The organism is Paenibacillus sp. P22, from assembly GCF_000469945.2.
In the GTDB taxonomy this organism is placed as follows: domain Bacteria; phylum Bacillota; class Bacilli; order Paenibacillales; family Paenibacillaceae; genus Paenibacillus_O; species Paenibacillus_O humicus.
The window spans coordinates 1-17,703 of record NZ_CBRA020000126.1 but is presented as its reverse complement, the minus strand read 5'-3'; the positions used below and the strand labels follow the sequence as shown (position 1 = coordinate 17,703).

Annotated in this window: 20 protein-coding genes, 1 pseudogene and 1 riboswitch; all 21 genes and pseudogenes read left to right on the top strand. The window is 59.8% G+C overall.

Annotation, left to right across the window (positions count from 1 at the left end; translation table 11 throughout):
- Window positions 1–158 precede the first annotated feature (158 nt).
- The 21 genes and pseudogenes from BN871_RS17260 to atpG all read left to right on the top strand — a co-directional run bounded on the left by BN871_RS17260 (window position 159) and on the right by atpG (window position 17,617).
- A complete protein-coding gene (locus BN871_RS17260; RefSeq protein ID WP_048747645.1) occupies window positions 159–914 on the top strand; it encodes a response regulator transcription factor in 756 nt (251 codons plus the stop codon).
- Entirely contained in the window at window positions 911–1,987 is a 1,077-nt protein-coding gene (locus tag BN871_RS17255; RefSeq protein WP_021880095.1) for a sensor histidine kinase, read from the top strand. The genes BN871_RS17260 and BN871_RS17255 overlap by 4 nt, the downstream gene beginning before the upstream one ends.
- A gap of 114 nt (window positions 1,988–2,101) precedes the next feature.
- A complete protein-coding gene (locus tag BN871_RS17250) occupies window positions 2,102–2,878 on the top strand; it encodes an ABC transporter ATP-binding protein (protein WP_021880094.1) in 777 nt (258 codons plus the stop codon).
- Window positions 2,853–4,799, top strand: coding sequence for an ABC transporter permease (locus tag BN871_RS29225; protein ID WP_048747644.1), 1,947 nt, complete (start codon window positions 2,853–2,855; stop codon window positions 4,797–4,799). Before BN871_RS17250 ends, BN871_RS29225 begins: the two co-directional genes overlap by 26 nt.
- Window positions 4,688–5,476: an L-threonylcarbamoyladenylate synthase gene (locus BN871_RS17240; protein ID WP_269745437.1), complete on the top strand. Its 789-nt coding sequence runs from the start codon at window positions 4,688–4,690 to the stop codon at window positions 5,474–5,476. Before BN871_RS29225 ends, BN871_RS17240 begins: the two co-directional genes overlap by 112 nt.
- 825 nt (window positions 5,477–6,301) lie before the next feature.
- Window positions 6,302–6,868: a manganese efflux pump MntP family protein gene (locus BN871_RS17235; RefSeq protein ID WP_048747642.1), complete on the top strand. Its 567-nt coding sequence runs from the start codon at window positions 6,302–6,304 to the stop codon at window positions 6,866–6,868.
- Between the two features lie 51 nt (window positions 6,869–6,919).
- Window positions 6,920–7,168, top strand: a complete 249-nt coding sequence (locus tag BN871_RS29970; protein ID WP_021881031.1) for a low molecular weight phosphatase family protein — start codon at window positions 6,920–6,922, stop codon at window positions 7,166–7,168.
- Between the two features lie 62 nt (window positions 7,169–7,230).
- A complete protein-coding gene (locus BN871_RS29965; protein WP_332310232.1) occupies window positions 7,231–7,515 on the top strand; it encodes a hypothetical protein in 285 nt (94 codons plus the stop codon).
- Between the two features lie 178 nt (window positions 7,516–7,693).
- Window positions 7,694–7,775, top strand: a riboswitch (ZMP/ZTP riboswitch).
- Between the two features lie 166 nt (window positions 7,776–7,941).
- A complete protein-coding gene (locus tag BN871_RS17220) occupies window positions 7,942–8,544 on the top strand; it encodes a TIGR01440 family protein (RefSeq protein ID WP_048747638.1) in 603 nt (200 codons plus the stop codon).
- Window positions 8,545–8,705: 161 nt separating this feature from the next.
- Entirely contained in the window at window positions 8,706–9,953 is a 1,248-nt protein-coding gene (glyA, locus tag BN871_RS17215) for a serine hydroxymethyltransferase (protein ID WP_021881034.1), read from the top strand.
- 328 nt (window positions 9,954–10,281) lie between these two features.
- Window positions 10,282–10,911 (top strand): uracil phosphoribosyltransferase, encoded by a 630-nt coding sequence (gene upp, locus BN871_RS17210; RefSeq protein ID WP_048747635.1) that lies wholly within the window; start codon window positions 10,282–10,284, stop codon window positions 10,909–10,911.
- A gap of 17 nt (window positions 10,912–10,928) precedes the next feature.
- Window positions 10,929–12,074: a non-hydrolyzing UDP-N-acetylglucosamine 2-epimerase gene (gene wecB, locus BN871_RS17205; protein WP_048747632.1), complete on the top strand. Its 1,146-nt coding sequence runs from the start codon at window positions 10,929–10,931 to the stop codon at window positions 12,072–12,074.
- A gap of 187 nt (window positions 12,075–12,261) precedes the next feature.
- The gene (locus BN871_RS17200) at window positions 12,262–12,483 is read left to right on the top strand and encodes an AtpZ/AtpI family protein (protein WP_021880550.1); all 222 of its coding nucleotides are present in this window, start codon (window positions 12,262–12,264) and stop codon (window positions 12,481–12,483) included.
- On the top strand, window positions 12,476–12,856 hold the full coding sequence (locus tag BN871_RS17195; protein WP_021880551.1) for an ATP synthase subunit I: 381 nt from the start codon (window positions 12,476–12,478) through the stop codon (window positions 12,854–12,856). Before BN871_RS17200 ends, BN871_RS17195 begins: the two co-directional genes overlap by 8 nt.
- A gap of 10 nt (window positions 12,857–12,866) precedes the next feature.
- Entirely contained in the window at window positions 12,867–13,625 is a 759-nt protein-coding gene (gene atpB / locus BN871_RS17190; RefSeq protein WP_021880552.1) for a F0F1 ATP synthase subunit A, read from the top strand.
- 99 nt (window positions 13,626–13,724) lie between these two features.
- The gene (gene atpE / locus BN871_RS17185) at window positions 13,725–13,937 is read left to right on the top strand and encodes a F0F1 ATP synthase subunit C (protein WP_021880553.1); all 213 of its coding nucleotides are present in this window, start codon (window positions 13,725–13,727) and stop codon (window positions 13,935–13,937) included.
- 188 nt (window positions 13,938–14,125) lie between these two features.
- Window positions 14,126–14,608 carry a F0F1 ATP synthase subunit B gene (atpF, locus tag BN871_RS17180; protein WP_048747629.1) on the top strand — a complete coding sequence of 161 codons (483 nt, stop codon included), beginning with the start codon at window positions 14,126–14,128 and terminating at the stop codon, window positions 14,606–14,608.
- Window positions 14,605–14,670, top strand: a pseudogene (locus tag BN871_RS29730) (F0F1 ATP synthase subunit delta); the annotation flags it as partial. The gene atpF and the pseudogene BN871_RS29730, both read left to right, overlap by 4 nt.
- Window positions 14,671–14,717: 47 nt before the next feature.
- Entirely contained in the window at window positions 14,718–15,152 is a 435-nt protein-coding gene (atpH, locus tag BN871_RS17175; RefSeq protein ID WP_021880555.1) for an ATP synthase F1 subunit delta, read from the top strand.
- Window positions 15,153–15,167: 15 nt separating this feature from the next.
- Window positions 15,168–16,682 (top strand): F0F1 ATP synthase subunit alpha, encoded by a 1,515-nt coding sequence (gene atpA / locus BN871_RS17170; RefSeq protein ID WP_048747627.1) that lies wholly within the window; start codon window positions 15,168–15,170, stop codon window positions 16,680–16,682.
- Between the two features lie 74 nt (window positions 16,683–16,756).
- Window positions 16,757–17,617 (top strand): ATP synthase F1 subunit gamma, encoded by an 861-nt coding sequence (gene atpG / locus BN871_RS17165; RefSeq protein WP_048747625.1) that lies wholly within the window; start codon window positions 16,757–16,759, stop codon window positions 17,615–17,617.
- Window positions 17,618–17,703 lie beyond the last annotated feature (86 nt).

Below are 17,703 nucleotides of genomic sequence, written 5' to 3'. Positions count from 1 at the left end.
CTTGGGCGGAAAGAAGGCCTGAACACGATTCGGATGCAAAATGATCTTAAATCACCAGGGGGCAAGGGTCAATCGCTAGTGGAGGTTTCTCCCGACCTAAGCCCGGCTCATGGTTTTTCCCCTTTGTGGTAAACTTTCCTTATATGGAGGGGAATTCTATGTACCGAATCACGATCGTCGAGGACGATGACAAGATCGCCGAGCAGCTGGCGGGGGCGCTGGAGCGCTACGGCTTCCAGCCGCAGCGGGCGGCCAGGTTCAAGGAGCTGAACGAGGATTTCCGCGAGCATGCGCCTCACCTGGTGCTGATGGACATCAATCTGCCGTATTTCGACGGCTTCTACTGGTGCCGCCAGTTCCGCCAGCATTCCAAAGCTCCCGTCCTGTTCATCTCCGCTCGATCGGGCGAGATGGATCAGGTGATGGCGATTGAAAACGGCGGGGACGACTATATTACGAAGCCGATCCATCTGGATCTGCTCATGGCCAAAATCAAAAGCGCGCTGCGCCGCGCTTACGGTGAGTACGCGTCCACTGCGGGTTCTGCATCCCACGCTGCCGATCAAGCCGTCGCCATGGGAGCTCTCCGCCTGGATGCGAGCCGCAGCCTGCTGGAATGGCGGGGAGGCTCCGTCGAGCTGACCAAAAACGAGCGGCTGCTCGCGCAAAGCCTGCTTGAGTCGGGGGGCCGGATCGTTTCCCGGGACAACCTGCTTGAAAGCCTGTGGGACGATACGAGCTTTGTCGATGACAATACGCTCACGGTCAATGTGACCCGGCTCCGGCGCAAGCTGGAGGAGATCGGGCTAAGAGGCGTGCTGGAAACGGTGCGCGGCCAGGGCTACAGGCTGAATGAAGCTCAACTGGCCGAAGAAGGGGGCGGCCGTTCTTCGGCGCCGGAGAGCCGGGCATGAAGCGGCACTCGGCTCTGCTGCTTTATTTGCGCGGGCAGCTGTTCAGCCTTTCCGTCGTGGCTTCCTCCCTTCTGACCGGAGCGGCGATCTGGTACCTGGAAAGGGTGATGTCTTCCGCCGGCGTCGATTGGGCGGTTCTGGGCTATTTCCTGCTCTTGTCGCTCTGCATGACGGTTGCCGGATTGATGCTCGGCTACTTGCGCCAGAGGGCTTACCTGAAGCAGCTGCTCCGCATGACCGGGCAGCCGGCCGGCTGGAAGCCGCTGCTGTCGCCGGTAACGGCCGAACAGAAAAAAACGGCCGAGCTGATCTCGGTGCTCGGCCATCAGAGCCAGGACCGGCTCGAGCAGCATAACCGCGAGCGGGAGCTGCACCGGCATTTCGTGTTCCAATGGGTGCACCATATGAAGACGCCGGTATCCGTCATCGATCTGATCGCGCAGAACGCGGCCAGCAAGCCGGGCCTTGTCGGCCAGGAGCTTCAGGATGCCTCGGCCAGCCTCCGGGAGGAAACGGACAAGCTGGCCCGCGGCCTCGAGCAGATGATGCACACCGCCCGCCTGGACGAGTTCGCGATGGACTTCCATCCAAGGCGCGTCTCTCTTCACGAGGCCGCCCGCACGGCGGTCAACGCGCACAAGAGGCTCATCATCGCCGCCGGCGTCTATCCTCGCATCACGGGGGAGGGCTGGGTAGAGACCGATGAGAAATGGCTTCATTTCCTGCTTGCGCAGCTGGTGGCCAATGCCGTGAAATATTCTCGTCCCAAGCCCGGCAGCAAACAGCTGGCCATCGCGATCGTCAGCCAGACCGGCGGAGGGACAAGCATCTCCGTCCGGGATGAAGGCATCGGCATTCCGGCACAGGATATTCCCCGAGTGTTCGATCCGTTCTTCACCGGAGAGAACGGACGCAAGACGGAGGAGTCGACGGGCATGGGCCTCTATCTGGCCCGGGAGGTCGCCTCGCGCATGGGCGTCGGCCTGGAGCTGGAATCCGCGGCGGGAGAGGGGACGACCGCGACACTGTCTTTCCACGGGGAAGCCATCCATAAGGATCTCCAAGTCAGGTGACAATGTTGTAAGGCGGGCTGTAAGCTGAATCAATGGGCCGGCCGCGGCCTCCCGGCTATACTTGGAACCAAGCCAGACAGAGAAACAAGATAGAATCGGGAGGATCCAAACGACATGAACATTCTGGAAGTCAACTCGCTGGGCAAAATCTACAGCACCAAAGGCGAGGTCAGCTATAAAGCGCTGGAAAGCATCGATCTCAACGTCGGCGCCGGAGAATTCGTCGGCATCATGGGCCCGTCGGGCAGCGGCAAGACGACCCTGCTCAATCTGCTGTCGACGATCGACAAGCCGACATCCGGCACGATCCAGGTGCGCGGCATCAATCCGGCCGGCCTGTCCGAACGCAAGCTGGCGCTGTTCCGGCGCCGCGAGCTCGGATTCGTGTTCCAGGATTTCAACCTGCTCGACACGCTCAGCCTGAAGGAGAACATCGCGCTGCCGCTCGTGCTCGACGGCGCATCCCCGTCCAAGATCGAAGCGGCGCTGGAGCCGGTGGCGGCTCTGCTCGGCATCGCTCCGATATTGGCGAAGCGCCCTTACGAAGTATCGGGCGGCCAGAAGCAGCGCGCCGCCATCGCGCGCGCCATCATCCACCAGCCGTCGCTGCTGCTGGCCGACGAGCTGACGGGCAATCTCGATTCCAAGTCGGCCAAGGACGTCATGGAGTCGCTGAAGGACCTCAATGAACGGCTCGGAGCGACCGTGCTCATGGTGACGCATGACCCGTTCAGCGCCAGCTACTGCCAGCGGATCATTTTCATCAAGGACGGCCGCTTCTTCTCGGAGATCCGCCGCGGGGACAACCGGCAGGCGTTCTTCCAGCAGATTCTGGACTCGCTCAGCGTGTTGGGAGGGAATTTCGATGACGTTCCGTTCGCTCGCGCTTAACAACATCCGGGGCAGCTGGCGCTCCTACGCCGCCTTTTTCCTCAGCAGCGTGTTCTCCGTCATGATTTTCTATTTGTACGCCTCCTTCCTCATGCATCCCGATGTGGCCAGCGGCCATATCGTCCATGCCAACGAGGTCAAGCCGATGATGAAATTCTGCGAATATCTGATCGTCATCTTCTCGTTCTTCTTCGTCCTGTACTCCAGCTCGGCCTTCCTCAAGACGAGGAAGAAGGAGTTCGGCCTGCTGTCGCTGTTCGGCACGACACGAGGCCAGCTCCGCAAGATGGTCGTCTACGAAAGCATGGCCATCGCGGTGCTCTCCATCGGGGCGGGACTCGGTCTGGGCATCCTGCTCAGCAAGCTGTTCCTGATGGCGCTGGAGGTGCTGCTGCAGAGCGATGTGCCGATCCGCTTCGCCATTCCCGGCCAGGCGGTGCTGCTCACCGGCGGAGGCTTCCTGCTGCTGTTCCTCGCGATCGCCCTCATTACGGCGATGACCGTAGGCAGGCAGCAGATCGTCGAGCTGCTCGGCGGTGCGAGGCGTCCCAAAAAAGCGCCTGCCGCATCGCCCTGGCTGTCCATTCTCGCTGCGGCATCCCTCGTGGCGGGTTATGGGCTGGCCTGCTGGATGACGCCGATGAACTTTCTGATTTTCGCGCTTCCGGTCATCGGACTGACGACGCTCGGAACGTATTTCCTTTACACGCAGCTGAGCGTGGCCGTACTGAATCGGCTCAAGCGGAGCAAGGGCATTTTCTACAAGCGCACGAACATGCTCGTCATCTCCCAGATGTCTTACCGGATCAAGGACAACGCTCGGGTGCTGTTCGTCGTCACGATTCTGAGCGCGGTCGTCATGAGCGCGGCCAGCACGGTGTATGTGTTCCAGAAGCTGCAGCGCGATCAGATCCTGGAGCATACTCCGTTCACGGTCGGATATGTGGAGCGCGGCGACGGCCATCCGGTCATGGACCCGGCGCAGGCCCGCAAGCTGCTCGAAGACGGAGGAGGCCGCATCGCCGAGCAGGCGGAGCTCCAGGGCGTCGTGGCGAAGGGGCTAACTTCGGCGGCGGCGGGCTGGAAGCCCGAAGATTCCCGCAAGGCGATGGCGGTGTCGGCTTCCGACTACAACCTGCTGGCCAAGCGGGCCGGGCTCGATGCGGTCAATCCTGCCGAGGGCGAGGCCGTCATCAGCTTTCCTTATAAGGAAATGAAGGGAAGCAAAACGAAGCCGAACGAAACCGTCTCGGGCCAGGCTGGCGGAGCGAGCTTCGAGCTGAAGCTGCAGAAGCTCGTGTACGGCAGCGTCTTCAGCCCCGTAAATGACGCGACCTATCTGCTGGTCGTTCCCGATTCCACGCTGCAAGCATGGAAGGACGGGGCTCCATCGGCGGAGCGCCTGCGTGCGTACGGCTTCGAGCTTAGCGATTGGGAGCGTGCGCTGCCTGCCGTCCAAACTTTCGAAAAGGCGCTCGCCAAAGAGCAGAAGAGCTTTGTCCAGAGCTACAGGGTCGAGAGCTACCGCGACATGAAGCAGTCGATCGGCCTGACCATTTTCGTCGGCCTCTTCATCAGCGTCCTGTTCTTCGTCGCTGCTGGCAGCCTGCTTTACTTCAAGCAGTTCACCGAGCTGCAGGAGGATCAGAGCCAGTTCCAGGCGCTGCGCAAAATCGGCCTCACCGCCGGCGAGCTGCGCCGCACGGTAGCGGCTCAAGTCGGCATCCTGTACCTTGCGCCCTGCCTGCTCGGCATCGTCCACAGCGTATTCGCGATGTTCGCCTTGGGGACGCTGATCGGAACGCCGGTCTGGATGTACGGCCTGATCATCATGGGCATCTACATTCTGCTCCAGGGCGTGTATTTCCTGATCTCCTGCACGGCATACACGAGAAGCATTCTGAAGCTGCCTGCAAGCTGAACCCGATAGCGAACCGCTCGGGGCGGCCAAGCCCGACCGCGGCCTCGCATGTGCTGGAGGATCTGGCCGGGCGGATCGGCGGCGTGCTTGACGGCGGAGCGACCGGAGTCGGGCTGGAATCGACGGTTGTCGAGGCTGTCGGAGAGCGGTCGGTCCGCATCTTGAGGCCCGGCGGCGTAACGCCGGAGCAGCTTCGAGCGGCGGGATACGCCGTCGAGTTCGATGCCGGAGCCGGCATCGAGGCCTTTGGGCAGCCGGTGTCCGGGTCTGCGGTCTCCGAGACCGCTGCCTCCCAGCCGACGGCGCCCCGCTCGCCCGGCATGAAATACGCCCACTATGCGCCGCGCGGGGAGATGACCCTCGTATCGGGCTCGGCGGAAGCAGTGCGCGCCTATATCCAAGCCAAGGCCGATGCGGCATCTGCACTGGGGCTGCGCACCGGCATTCTCGCCTACGAGGAGACGGCGGCTTCGTACCGGGCCGATGCTGTCCTGGCCTGCGGCTCACTGGGGAAGCTGGAAAGCGCGGCCCGATCGCTTTACGCCGTTCTGCGAGAGTTCGACGAGCTTGGAGCCGAGCGGATTTGGGCCGAAGCCTGCCCGTCGGACGGCATCGGTCTTGCTCTGCTTAACCGGCTGGCGAAGGCCGCCGGCGGCAGGCAGGTCGATGCGGGCTGACCGCAGCGAGATCTGCGGGCTGACCATAGTGCGATCTATTTTTCCTGAAGATTCATCGGCTATCGGACATACGATCCGTTATTTCGGGCAAATTGTGCGTTAAAGTAATTTTAACGGACATAGGATCCGTTATTTCCAGGAAATACATTGAAAACAGAGGGTTTCTTCCTAAATAGCGGAACGTATGTCCGATAAATGCAAGGAATCCGGCTTTGGGGCAAAATAGCGGAACGTATGTCCGATAAAACGGCGCGTTCTCCGCTATGTGCTCAATTGCCAATGGCTGACTATGCGTCTGACCCCGTCCCGCCCAGCGAGCAGGTCCAAGAATCTGACCCCGTCCCGCGCAGCGAGCTATGTCTTGGCGTATTTGACCCCGTCCCGCGCAGCGAGCCAGGTCTATGCATCTGACCCCTTCCCGCCCAGCGAGCAGGTCAAAGCATCTGACCCCGTCCCGCTCAGCAAGCTAAGTCTTGGCGTATCTGACCCTGTCCCGCGCAGCGAGCCAGGTCTATGCATCTGACCTCATCCCGCACAGCGATCCAGGTCTATGCATCTGACCCTGTCCCGCACAGCGATCCAGGTCCAAGCATCTGACCTCGTCCCGCGTAGCGAGCTATGTCTTGGCGTATCTGACTCCGTCCCGCGCAGCGAGCCATTACCATGCTTCTGTGCAGGCCAGGATCATTCTCCACACCTCGTCCCGCTCTGCAAGCAGTTCCTGCGTGCCGCCTCGTCCGCCTCTCCGGGACAGGTCATATTCTCTCTCCTTGTCCGCATAAGCTGGATAGAACAAGCCAGCGTAGGTAAGGAGAGATTGCGCAAATGTTGGAAGCGGGACTGCATGAAGGACAGCTGCTCACTTTATTGATCATGGCGCTAGCTCTCGGGATGGATGCCTTTTCGCTGGGCGTCGGCATCGGAATGAGGGGCATCCGGATCCGGGACATCTTGAAGCTGAGTCTGATTATCGGCATTTTCCATGTCGTCATGCCGCTTCTGGGTCTGTACACAGGCCATTACATGAGCTTTCTGCTTGGTCACGTTGCGACGGCCGCTGCGGGAATCCTGCTCATTCTGCTCGGCGGCCATATGCTTCTCGCCGCCTGGAGAGGCGATGGAGAATCGCCGTCCTTCGCGGACCACAGAACCGCGGGAGGCATGCTGCTGTTCGCTCTGAGCGTCAGCGTCGATTCCTTCTCCGTCGGAATTTCGCTGGGGATGTTCGCGGCCGACCTGATTCTCACCATCCTGCTGTTCGGACTGGCCGGAGGGCTGATGTCGGTAGCGGGACTGCTGGCCGGCCGGCGCATCGGAAAAAGCCTGGGGAGCTACGGGGAAGCGGCAGGCGGGGCGATTTTACTTACTTTCGGCATCCTCTTCCTGCTGTAGGGTTATCCCGGCGGCAGGGGAAGCCGCTCAAGGGAAAAGGAGAGGAAGTCCATGCGCATCTTGTTTGTCTGTACCGGAAACACTTGCCGTTCCCCGATGGCGGAGGCCTTCCTCAGGGAGCTTTCGGCTGAGAGGGGGCTGCGGCTTGAAGTCCGCTCAGCGGGTGTATCGACCGTGGACGGATTGCCTGTATCGCGCCATGCGCTTCAAGTGCTGGAGAACAACGGCATCGCTCATAAGGCTCATCGACACCTGCGAGCGGAGGCCTGCTCCAATGGGCCGATCTCGTGCTTACGATGACTTCCTCCCATAAGCAAGCGCTTCTGAGGTATTGGCCGGAAGCTTCCGGGAAAGTCCATACCTTGAAGGAATATGCCTCGCCTGGACAGGACGGAGCGGCGGGAGAGCTGGACAGGCACTATAGCGAAAGAATGATCGCCCAGTCGCTTGGCCGCGGTCCCGACGACGCTTTGGAAAAGCGGATCCGGGAGCTGGAGAGGCAGCTTCCCCATCCGGACATCGCCGACCCGTACGGAGGCTCCTACGAGGATTACGCCCGCTGCGCGGAGGAAATCCGCGAGGCGCTCTCGAGCTTGCTGGAGCGGCCGGAATTCCAGGCCGGCCCTTCCGGGGAAGGGCAGGGCTAGCGAAACGGGCGGCATGAATCCGAGTTCGACAAGCGGCGCTTCCAGCCTGAGACAGGAAACGGCGGCGATGGCGCATCGTATTCCCCAGCGGTTCCGTTTGGGAAAAAGAGGCCCGGCAGAAGGCTTATCCATCATTGACTTTCCCTTTTCGTGTAAGCTATGATGAAGCAAGAAACACGGTTTCCGATGTGACTGGCGACGAAGTGGGAATAACCACGATGGAGCATCGGAACATACGGCCGGTCGCCTGGGCAGAGAGCAAGCACGCAATTTTTTTTGCGCGCGTTGCTCTCTTTGTCATTTTGGGTAGTCTCGTCTAAAAGGCCTTCGGTCCGGTATAATAGAACCGAAACGGCGAACTTGTCCTTTATTCCGGAAGCTGCTTGCAGCGGACACGGAAGAGGGCGGAGACAGGAGGATGCTGGGATGACGAATGGATCGGGGCCGGAGGCGGCGATAACCGCCGGGGTCGAAGCGCTTGTGCGCGAGCTCGCTGGCGGCGGACGCCTGCGGGAAGGGCAGCTGCTCGTGCTCGGAGTCAGCACGAGCGAGGTGCTTGGCAGGCATATCGGCACCTCGGGCAGCACGGATGCGGCAGCGGCGATATTTGCCGGCGTGGAGGCGGCGCGCAAGGAGATCGGCTTCACGCCGGTATACCAGTGCTGCGAGCATTTGAACCGGGCGCTCGTCCTGGAGCGTGCCGTTGCCGAGAGGCTTGGACTGGAGCAAGTCGCCGCCGTGCCGGTGCCTGGCGCCGGCGGCTCCATGGCCGCTTATGCCTACCGCCGCCTGGCGGATGCATGCCTCGTGGAAACGGTACAGGCTCATGCCGGCATCGATATCGGCGAAACGCTCATCGGCATGCATTTGCGCCGGGTCGCCGTGCCTCTGCGTCCTTCCCTGAAGCAGATCGGCGAGGCGCGTGTGACGATGGCGTTCACCCGGCCGAAGATGATCGGAGGCTCCCGAGCCGTCTACGAGCTGCCTCCGGGGGAGGAGTTGTCCGGCTCTGCCGGAAGCTGCGACTGAAAGGCAGCCCTGTCTTAGGCATTGATGTTTTATGCATTGATGTTTTCGCATTGATGTTCTAATCACTGATGTTCTAATCACTGATGTTCTAATCACTGATGTTCTAATCACTGATGTTCTAATCACTGATGCATCCATTATGAGGGAGGACTTGATCCAACATGGAAAATCTCCGCAAGCAGGATCCTGAAGTATTGAAGGCAATGGGGCTCGAGCTGCAGCGCCAGCGCGACAACATCGAGCTGATCGCATCGGAAAACATCGTCAGCGAAGCGGTCCTTGAAGCGATGGGCAGCGTTCTGACGAACAAATACGCCGAAGGCTATCCGGGCAAGCGCTACTATGGCGGCTGCGAGCATGTCGACATCGTGGAAGACATCGCGCGCGACCGCGCGAAGGAGCTGTTCGGCGCCGAGCATGCCAACGTCCAGCCGCATTCCGGCGCGCAAGCCAACATGGCGGTTTACCTGGCTGCCCTTAAGCCTGGCGACACGGTTCTCGGCATGAACCTGGCCCATGGCGGCCATCTGACGCACGGCAGCCCGGTCAACGCATCCGGCCTTTATTACAACTTCGTCGCATACGGCGTCGAGGAAGACACGTTCACGATCGACTACGACAACCTCCGCAAGGCGGCCTTCAAGCATCGCCCGCGCATGATCGTAGCCGGAGCGAGCGCTTATCCGCGCATCATCGACTTCGAGAAGATCGGCCGGATCGCCAAGGACGTCGGCGCGCTCTTCTTCGTCGACATGGCGCATATCGCCGGCCTGGTGGCTGCCGGCCTGCATCCGAGCCCGGTTCCGCATGCGCATTTCGTGACGACGACGACGCACAAGACGCTGCGCGGACCGCGCGGCGGCCTGATCCTCACGACCAAAGCCTGGGCGGCTGCCATCGACAAGGCGGTCTTCCCGGGATCGCAGGGCGGCCCTCTGATGCACATTATCGCGGCCAAAGCCGTAGCGCTGGGCGAGGCTCTGCAGCCTGAATTCAAAACCTACGCCAAAAACGTCATCGACAACGCGAAGGTGCTGGCCGATTCCCTGTCGGGCAAAGGCCTGAACATCGTCTCCGGCGGCACGGACAACCATCTCATGCTGCTCGATACCCGCAACCTGAACATTACGGGCAAGGAAGCCGAGCATGTGCTCGATTCCGTCGGCATCACGGTGAACAAAAACGCCATTCCGTTCGATCCGACGAGCCCGTTCGTCACGAGCGGCATCCGGATCGGAACGCCGGCCGCGACTTCGCGCGGCATGGACGCAGACGCGATGCGCACGATTGCAGACGTCATCGACATGACCCTCCGCAGTCCGAAGGACGAGGCCGTCCTGGAGAAAGCGCGAGGCATCGTGCGCGAGCTCACAGGCCGCTTCCCGCTCTATACCGATATCAAGTATTAATAGGCAAAAAAAGCCCCGTTCGGCGGATTTTCCGCTGGACGGGGTTATTTGCATGGACAGCGGGTCAGCCGTCTTGCCCTGAGAAGCCGAACTTCGTTATTTTCCGCATGCCTGCCATGCAACCGGATCCGGGCCGGCCGGCGCAGGAAATGCGCAGCCGAGGAGGCAAGGGCAGGGGCTGCCTGAAGCCGTCTGCTTTGGGCAGCGATATTTTGCCTTCTACAATGCTTGATGCGCTCGCCCTTGGGGAATGCTATAATAGTTGGGATTATGCTCCGTTGCTGTCGGAGAAAAGCAAATTTTAGCGAAATTCAGGAGGGCAACCCCCATGGGCAATCTGGTCATATGCGACCATCCGCTTATCCAGCACAAGCTGACGTATATTCGGGACAAAGACACCAAGACGAAAGACTTCCGCGAGCTTGTCGACGAAGTAGCCACGCTGATGGCCTATGAGATCACGAGGGAAATGCCCCTGGACACGATCCGGGTGGAAACTCCCGTCGCCGTGGCCGAATCCAAAGTACTGTCCGGCAGGATGCTCGGCATCGTGCCTATTCTGCGCGCCGGCCTGGGCATGGTCGACGGCATCCTCAAGCTGATTCCGGCCGCCAAGGTAGGGCATATCGGCCTCTCCCGCGACCATGACACGCTGCTGCCGACGGAATATTACATCAATCTTCCTACAGACGCGACGGAGCGGCTGCTCATCGTCGTCGATCCGATGCTGGCGACCGGCGGCTCGGCCAACGCCGCCATCGAGGCGCTCAAGAAGCGCGGCTGCACCCAGCTCAAGCTGATGGTGCTGATCGCTTCTCCGGAAGGGATTCGCGCCGTTCAGGAAGCGCATCCCGAGATCGACATTTACGCCGCGGCCGTAGACGAGAAGCTCAACGAGAAGGGTTACATCATTCCGGGCCTTGGCGACGCCGGCGACCGGATGTTCGGAACGAAGTAAGGGGGAGAAGGAATCGCATGGAGAAGCTGAAAGTGATGACCGTCTTCGGCACGAGGCCGGAGGCAGTCAAGATGGCGCCGCTTGTGCTGGAGCTGCAGAAGCATTCGGAGCAGATCGAGCCGATCGTCTGCGTGACGGCCCAGCACCGAGAGATTCTGGACCAGGTGCTGGAGCTTTTCCGCATCAAGCCGGATTATGATCTCAACGTCATGAAGGACCGCCAGACGCTGACCGAGACGACCGTCCGCGTGCTTGAGGGGATCGAGCCCGTGCTGAAGGAGGCCCGTCCGGATATCGTGCTCGTGCACGGAGACACGCAGACGACGTTCCTGGCGAGCTACGCTTCGTTCCTGCAGCAGATCCAGGTGGGCCATGTCGAAGCGGGCCTGCGCACCTGGAACAAGATGTCCCCGTACCCGGAGGAGATGAACCGCCAGCTGGCAGGCGTTCTCTCGGACGTGCACTTCGCGCCGACGGACTGGTCCGCAGGCAATCTGCGCCGGGAAAGCAAGCCAGAATCCGCGATCTATGTGACCGGCAATACGGCGACGGACGTCTTCCAGTATACGGTGGATCCGGAGTTCACCCACCCGATGCTGGACTGGGCTGCCGGCAAGCGCCTCATCCTGATGACCGCCCACCGGCGCGAATCGCTAGGGGAGCCGCATCGCAATATCTTCCGCGCCGTCAAGCGCATCGCCGATGAATTCGACGATATCGCCATCGTGTACGCCGTGCATCCGAACCCGGCCGTGCGAGAACCGGCGCAGGAGATCCTCGGCGACCATCCGCGGATCAAGCTGATCGAGCCGCTGGACGTGTTCGAGATTCACAATTTCTTCCCGCATACGTATCTGCTGCTCACCGATTCGGGCGGCATGCAGGAGGAGGCGCCTTCGTTCGGCATTCCGACGCTGGTGCTGCGCGATACGACCGAGCGGCCGGAAGGCATCGAGGCGGGAACGCTGGAGCTGGTCGGCACGGACGAAACCCGCGTCTATGAGCGGACCCGCGCGCTGCTTACCGACCAGGGAACGTACGAGCGCATGAGCAAGGCGGCCAATCCGTATGGAGACGGGGCTGCGTCGGAGAGAATCGTCGCCGCGATCCTGCATCATTTTGGCAGAGGCGAGAGACCGGAGCCGTTCACACAACGTTCATAGTTTTCGAGAGAAGAGCGTCAACTCCAACAACGGCACAGCATACAGTTCAACTGTATGGTTTGCCAAAGCGAAAAATCCCGTCATTTCAAGGTTTTTTTGCCCAAGTTCACGGAAAGTTTGCTATTATCAAAATTGACAAACCTTCGATTGCTTGGATAAAATAATGAGGGTTGATTGGGGACAAACCATGGCCAGAAAGAGCAAGGGAGAAGACCCGCTGAAGGCGCTTGCGCTTGTAGGCGCGCTCGGCATCGATGTCGCCATATGCACCTACATCGGTTATTGGCTCGCAGCACGTTACGGGGAAACTCCAGGCTGGATCATCGTCGGGGTGTTCGCCGGACTGGCGGCAGGAATTGTTTCCGTCATCTTTATTGTCAGAAAGGTTCTGGAGGACAGCAATGAATGAAGTGCTCAAGATGACCAAGTCCGCGGTCATGCTGCTTGCAGCCGCACTGCTGCTGATCTGGGTTCTGATTCCGGACTGGCGCACGGTTGCCGCTGGCTGCCTGCTTGGCATAGCGGCAGGATCGTTCAATGCCTTTCTTCTTCGCAGGCGGGTGGAGTGGATCGGGGTCATGGCTTCCGGGGAGGCTCCCAGGAAGACAGGCACCGGAATGGCCGGCAGAATCGCGATGGTGCTGCTCGTCGTCATGATCGCGTACCGCAAGCCGGACTATTTCAATCTTCCCTCCGCCTTGGCTTCATGTTTTGCGGTGCCTTTTGTTATACTGGTATGCGCTTTCTTTGTCAATCTCCGGCGACGCCGTGGAAAGGGGTGAAATATAAGGTATGCATGAATTTCCGATTTACCATTGGAACGGGCTCAACATCGACGTTTCAGCATTTATCGCGATTACGGTATCGGCCGTCATGACGTTCGTTCTGGTCAAGCTGCTGACGCGAAAATTGTCGGTGGCCAATCCTTCCAAGACGCAGAACTTCATGGAATGGGCGGTGGACTTCGTTCATTCGACCATTGCAAGCACGATGCCGCTGAACCGGGTTCGTCCGTTTCTTGGCCTAGGCTTGACGCTGATTCTCTTCATCTTCGTTTCCAACCTGCTCGGTCTTCCCTTCGGCATCGTGACTGAAATCCACGAACCGATGTGGGGAGTGACGGCGGACACGCTCGCCCACCACGGCGGACACGCGGAGCTGGCATGGTGGAAATCGCCTACAGCGGATCTCTCCGTGACTTCGGGCCTCGCGCTCATCGTTTTCCTGCTTGTCCATTTCCTCGGCGTGAAGATGAACGCCAAGCATTATTTCCAGCATTACTTCAAGCCTTACCCGATTTTCTTCCCGTTGAACATCATCGAGACGATCGCGAAGCCGGTCACGCTGGCTCTCCGTTTGTTCGCGAACATCTTCGCGGGCGAGGTGCTGATCGCCACCATCCTCATGCTTGGCGCCATCGGTACGCCGTTCATGATCATCTGGCAAGGCTTCAGTATTTTCGTAGGCGCCATCCAGGCGTTCCTGTTCACGATCCTCACCATGGTGTACATCTCGCAAGCCGCCATTCACGACGAAGACGGCGCGCACTGATCCACAGCAGTCCGAACTGATTTCGAGGACGTCACCGCACGGCTTCGGTCGGTGTTGAAATAACCCACACTCACCCAATTTAGAGGAGGATTTTAAACAATGGAAGTATTGGCAGCAGCAATCGCAGTTGGTCTCGGCGCAGTAGGCGCGGGCGTAGGTAACGGTCTTATCGTCAGCAAAACGGTAGAAGGCATCTCCCGCCAGCCGGAAGCGGCCAGCAAGCTTCAAACGACGATGTTCATCGGCGTAGGTATCGTCGAAGTCGTGCCGATCATCGGCGTCGTTATCGGCTTCCTCGCATTCTTCAGCTAATAGCAGCAGAATCTTGCTGAACTCGACATGGCGGGGAAGGCATTGCCCTCCACGCCATCGTCATAAAATCGGAGATTGCCCAAAGCTTCGAGCTCATGCGGCATCCGGTAATTCGAGCGGCGGCCCCGCCTGATAGGCAGCGGGCTGCGCTCGCATGTATGTGAATGGCAAGTGAAAGGAGAGCGGTCATGGCCTGGCATTGGGAGTCTTTTGTGTACGCGATCGTCGCGTTCCTCATTCTGTACTGGCTGCTGAACAAGTATGCGTTCGGTCCTCTGTTTGGAATCATGGAACAGCGCCGCCAAATGGTACTTGAGCAGATGAATGCGGCCGAGAACAGCCGCAAGGAAGCTTCCGCCGAAATGGAAGCTCAGAAGCAAGCTCTGGCGCAAGCCCGCCAAGAAGCGAACGATATCATCGAAAAGGCTCGGATCACGAGCTCGAAGCAGGCCGACAGCATCATCGATACGGCCCGTTCCGAAGCATCCCGCCTCAAAGAAGATGCCGTCCGCGACATCGAGAGCGAGAAGAACAAAGCCATCGCTTCCCTGCGCAGCGAAGTCGGCAGCATGTCCGTCGCGATTGCATCCAAGATCGTCGAGAAGCAGATCGACGAGAAATCGCAGGAGCAGATCGTTGACAACTACCTCAAAGAGGTAGGAAGCAAATGAGCCGCGACACGGTAATCGCAAAACGTTACGCGCAGGCGCTGTACGATGTTGCGAGCACGCAAAACCTGGTGGCGGAAGTGCGCCAGCAGCTTGAGCTGATCGCCGGAGCTTGGCATCCGACGGAGACGTATCCCGTTTCCTGTCGACGCCTGGCATCGAGCCGTCCGTCAAGCTTGACATCATCAAAAAAGCAATCGGGGACCGCGTGTCCTCTATTGTTCTGAATACGGTCACGCTTCTGATCGAACGCGGCCGCCAGTCGGCGGTCGGCAGCGTCAGCGAAGCCTACGGCCGAATTGCCGACGAAGCTTCCGGCGAATCCCGCGCGACCGTTTATACGGCAGTCGCGCTCAGCGAAGCCGAGCTCGCGAAGGTGCTCCAGCAATTCGGAGTCATCTCGGGACGGCGCATCATCGGCGAGCAGGTCGTCGAGCCTTCCCTTCTGGGCGGCATCAAGGTCCGCATCGGAGACAAGATCTATGACGGATCCCTCTCCACCAAGCTGGACCGCCTGAGCAAGCAAATCAATTCCCAAGCACTGTAGACAGGGGTGAAGAAATTGAGCATCAGACCTGATGAAATCAGCACGCTGATTAAGCAGCAGATTGAACAATATAAATCCGAGATCCAAGTCGACGAGGTCGGAACGGTTATCCAAGTCGGCGACGGTATCGCTCGCGTGCACGGCCTTGAGAACGCTATGGCCGGCGAGCTGCTCGAGTTCTCCAACGGCGTTGTAGGCATGGCGCTCAACCTTGAGGAGAGCAATGTCGGTGTCGTTATCCTTGGACCGTACACGGACATCCGTGAAGGCGACCAAGTGAAGCGTACGGGCCGCATCATGGAAGTTCCTGTAGGCGACGCTCTTCTGGGCCGCGTTGTCAACGCTCTGGGCCAGCCGCTTGACGGCAACGGTCCGATCGCGACGACGGCTAGCCGTCCGATCGAATCGCCGGCACCGGGCGTCATGGCCCGTAAATCCGTATTCGAGCCGATGCAGACGGGCATCAAGGCGATCGACGCCATGATTCCGATCGGCCGCGGCCAGCGCGAGCTCATCATCGGCGACCGCCAGACGGGCAAAACGCAAATCGCGATCGATACGATCGTCAATCAAAAGGGCAACGGCGTGGTTTGCATCTACGTCGCTATCGGTCAAAAGCAATCCACGGTTCGTACGGTTGTCGAATCCCTCCGCCGCCAAGGCGCGCTGGATTACACGATCGTCGTAACGGCGAGCGCTTCCGAGCCGTCCCCGCTGCTTTACATCGCTCCTTATACGGGCTGCTCCATGGGCGAGTACTTCATGTACAACGGCAAGCATGTTCTCGTCATCTACGATGACCTGTCCAAGCAAGCCGCCGCTTACCGCGAGCTGTCCCTGCTGCTTCGCCGCCCACCGGGCCGGGAAGCCTATCCGGGCGACGTCTTCTACCTGCACTCCCGTCTGCTGGAGCGCGCGGCCAAGCTGAACGACGAGCTCGGCGGCGGTTCCCTTACGGCGCTTCCGTTCATTGAGACGCAAGCCGGGGATATCTCCGCTTACATCCCGACGAACGTCATCTCCATCACGGACGGACAGATCTTCTTGGAATCCGACCTGTTCTACTCCGGCCAGCGTCCGGCTGTCAACGTCGGCAACTCCGTATCCCGCGTAGGCTCCTCCGCTCAAACGAAGGCGATGAAAAAGGTAGCCGGCACGCTCAAGCTTGACCTTGCCCAGTACCGCGAGCTGGCGGCATTCGCCCAATTCGGCTCCGATCTGGACAAAGTAACCAAGTCCCGCCTCGACCGCGGCGAGCGCACGCTGGAAATCCTGAAGCAGGGCATCAACCAGCCTATGCCTCTGGAGCGCCAGGTTGTCTCCCTGTTCGCAGTCACGCGCGGCCATGTGGATGATATCCCGGTTCAGGACGTCCGCCGCTTCGAGGACGAGCTGCTGAGCTTCGTGGATGCCAACAAGCCGGAGATTCTGACTTCCATCCGCGATACCAAAGACCTCTCCTCCGACAACGAGAAAGCTCTTGTAGCTGCCATCCAGGACTTCAAGAAAGGCTTCTCCCGTTCGGTTTAATAGCAAGGAACGATGATGCCGGTCCCCGTGCCTGATTATGGGCATGGGGCCGATAAGTAAGGTGGTGAGTACTAATGGCAAAAGGCATGCGGGAGATCAAGCGCTCGCTCAAGAGCAAGCAGAATATGAAGCAGATCACCAAAGCGATGGAAATGGTCGCTGCGGCGAAGCTTCGCCGCGCGCAGGAGGCGGCATTGTCGGCCCGTCCTTACACGGACAAGATCCGCGAAGTCGTCTCCAGCATCGCCGCCGGCGCAGGCAGCATTCGTCACCCTATGCTGCAGTCTCGCGAGGTGAAGCGCACAGCTTACCTGATCGTGACGTCGGACCGCGGACTCGCTGGCGGTTACAACATCAACGTACTGCGCAAGCTGTCCAATACGATCGCCGAGAAACACCGGTCCAAGGACGAGTACGAAATTCTCGTTGTCGGCCGCAAGGGCAGCGCCTACTTGACACGCCGCAGCATGAACATCGCCGAGGAAGTGACGGGCATCTCCGATTCCCCGAAATACGGCGATATCAAGCCGGTCGCCTACAAAGCCGTTCAAGGCTTTGAGGAAGGCCGTTATGACGAGGTCTATATCGTCTACAACCGCTTCATCAATGCCATTTCCCAGATTCCGACGATGAAGAAGCTGCTGCCGCTGAGCTCCGATGAGTTCACCGGTTCCGCGGCGCAGTACGAGTACGAGCCGGATGCGGAATCCGTGCTCAGCGTTCTGCTGCCCAAGTATGCCGAGACGGTCGTGTACAGCGCGATTCTTGAAGGCAAGGCGAGCGAATTCGGCGCCCGGATGACGGCAATGGGCAATGCGACGAAGAATGCGACGAAGCTCATCGGCGAGCTTACGCTCTCTTACAACCGCGCGCGTCAGGCTGCGATCACCCAAGAAATCGCGGAAATCGTCGGCGGAGCAAGCGCCCAGCAATAATCACACGCAGAAGAGCAGGCTGCGGCCTGCTTCATAGATGCACGTGCAACTATCKTTACGTCTGACATCATCATGTACAGCACGTC

Excerpts from the sequence above, each read along its gene's own strand:
- BN871_RS17255 (WP_021880095.1), top strand. The coding sequence starts at position 911 with ATGAAGCGGCACTCGGCTCTGCTGCTTTATTTGCGCGGGCAGCTGTTC.
- atpF (WP_048747629.1), top strand. The coding sequence starts at position 14,126 with ATGGCCTGGCATTGGGAGTCTTTTGTGTACGCGATCGTCGCGTTCCTC.
- BN871_RS17220 (WP_048747638.1), top strand. The coding sequence starts at position 7,942 with ATGACGAATGGATCGGGGCCGGAGGCGGCGATAACCGCCGGGGTCGAA.
- BN871_RS17260 (WP_048747645.1), top strand. The coding sequence starts at position 159 with ATGTACCGAATCACGATCGTCGAGGACGATGACAAGATCGCCGAGCAG.
- atpG (WP_048747625.1), top strand. The coding sequence starts at position 16,757 with ATGGCAAAAGGCATGCGGGAGATCAAGCGCTCGCTCAAGAGCAAGCAG.
- BN871_RS29225 (WP_048747644.1), top strand. The coding sequence starts at position 2,853 with ATGACGTTCCGTTCGCTCGCGCTTAACAACATCCGGGGCAGCTGGCGC.
- atpB (WP_021880552.1), top strand. The coding sequence starts at position 12,867 with ATGCATGAATTTCCGATTTACCATTGGAACGGGCTCAACATCGACGTT.
- glyA (WP_021881034.1), top strand. The coding sequence starts at position 8,706 with ATGGAAAATCTCCGCAAGCAGGATCCTGAAGTATTGAAGGCAATGGGG.
- BN871_RS17250 (WP_021880094.1), top strand. The coding sequence starts at position 2,102 with ATGAACATTCTGGAAGTCAACTCGCTGGGCAAAATCTACAGCACCAAA.
- wecB (WP_048747632.1), top strand. The coding sequence starts at position 10,929 with ATGGAGAAGCTGAAAGTGATGACCGTCTTCGGCACGAGGCCGGAGGCA.
- BN871_RS17195 (WP_021880551.1), top strand. The coding sequence starts at position 12,476 with ATGAATGAAGTGCTCAAGATGACCAAGTCCGCGGTCATGCTGCTTGCA.
- atpE (WP_021880553.1), top strand. The coding sequence starts at position 13,725 with ATGGAAGTATTGGCAGCAGCAATCGCAGTTGGTCTCGGCGCAGTAGGC.
- BN871_RS29970 (WP_021881031.1), top strand. The coding sequence starts at position 6,920 with ATGCGCATCTTGTTTGTCTGTACCGGAAACACTTGCCGTTCCCCGATG.
- BN871_RS17235 (WP_048747642.1), top strand. The coding sequence starts at position 6,302 with ATGTTGGAAGCGGGACTGCATGAAGGACAGCTGCTCACTTTATTGATC.
- upp (WP_048747635.1), top strand. The coding sequence starts at position 10,282 with ATGGGCAATCTGGTCATATGCGACCATCCGCTTATCCAGCACAAGCTG.
- BN871_RS17200 (WP_021880550.1), top strand. The coding sequence starts at position 12,262 with ATGGCCAGAAAGAGCAAGGGAGAAGACCCGCTGAAGGCGCTTGCGCTT.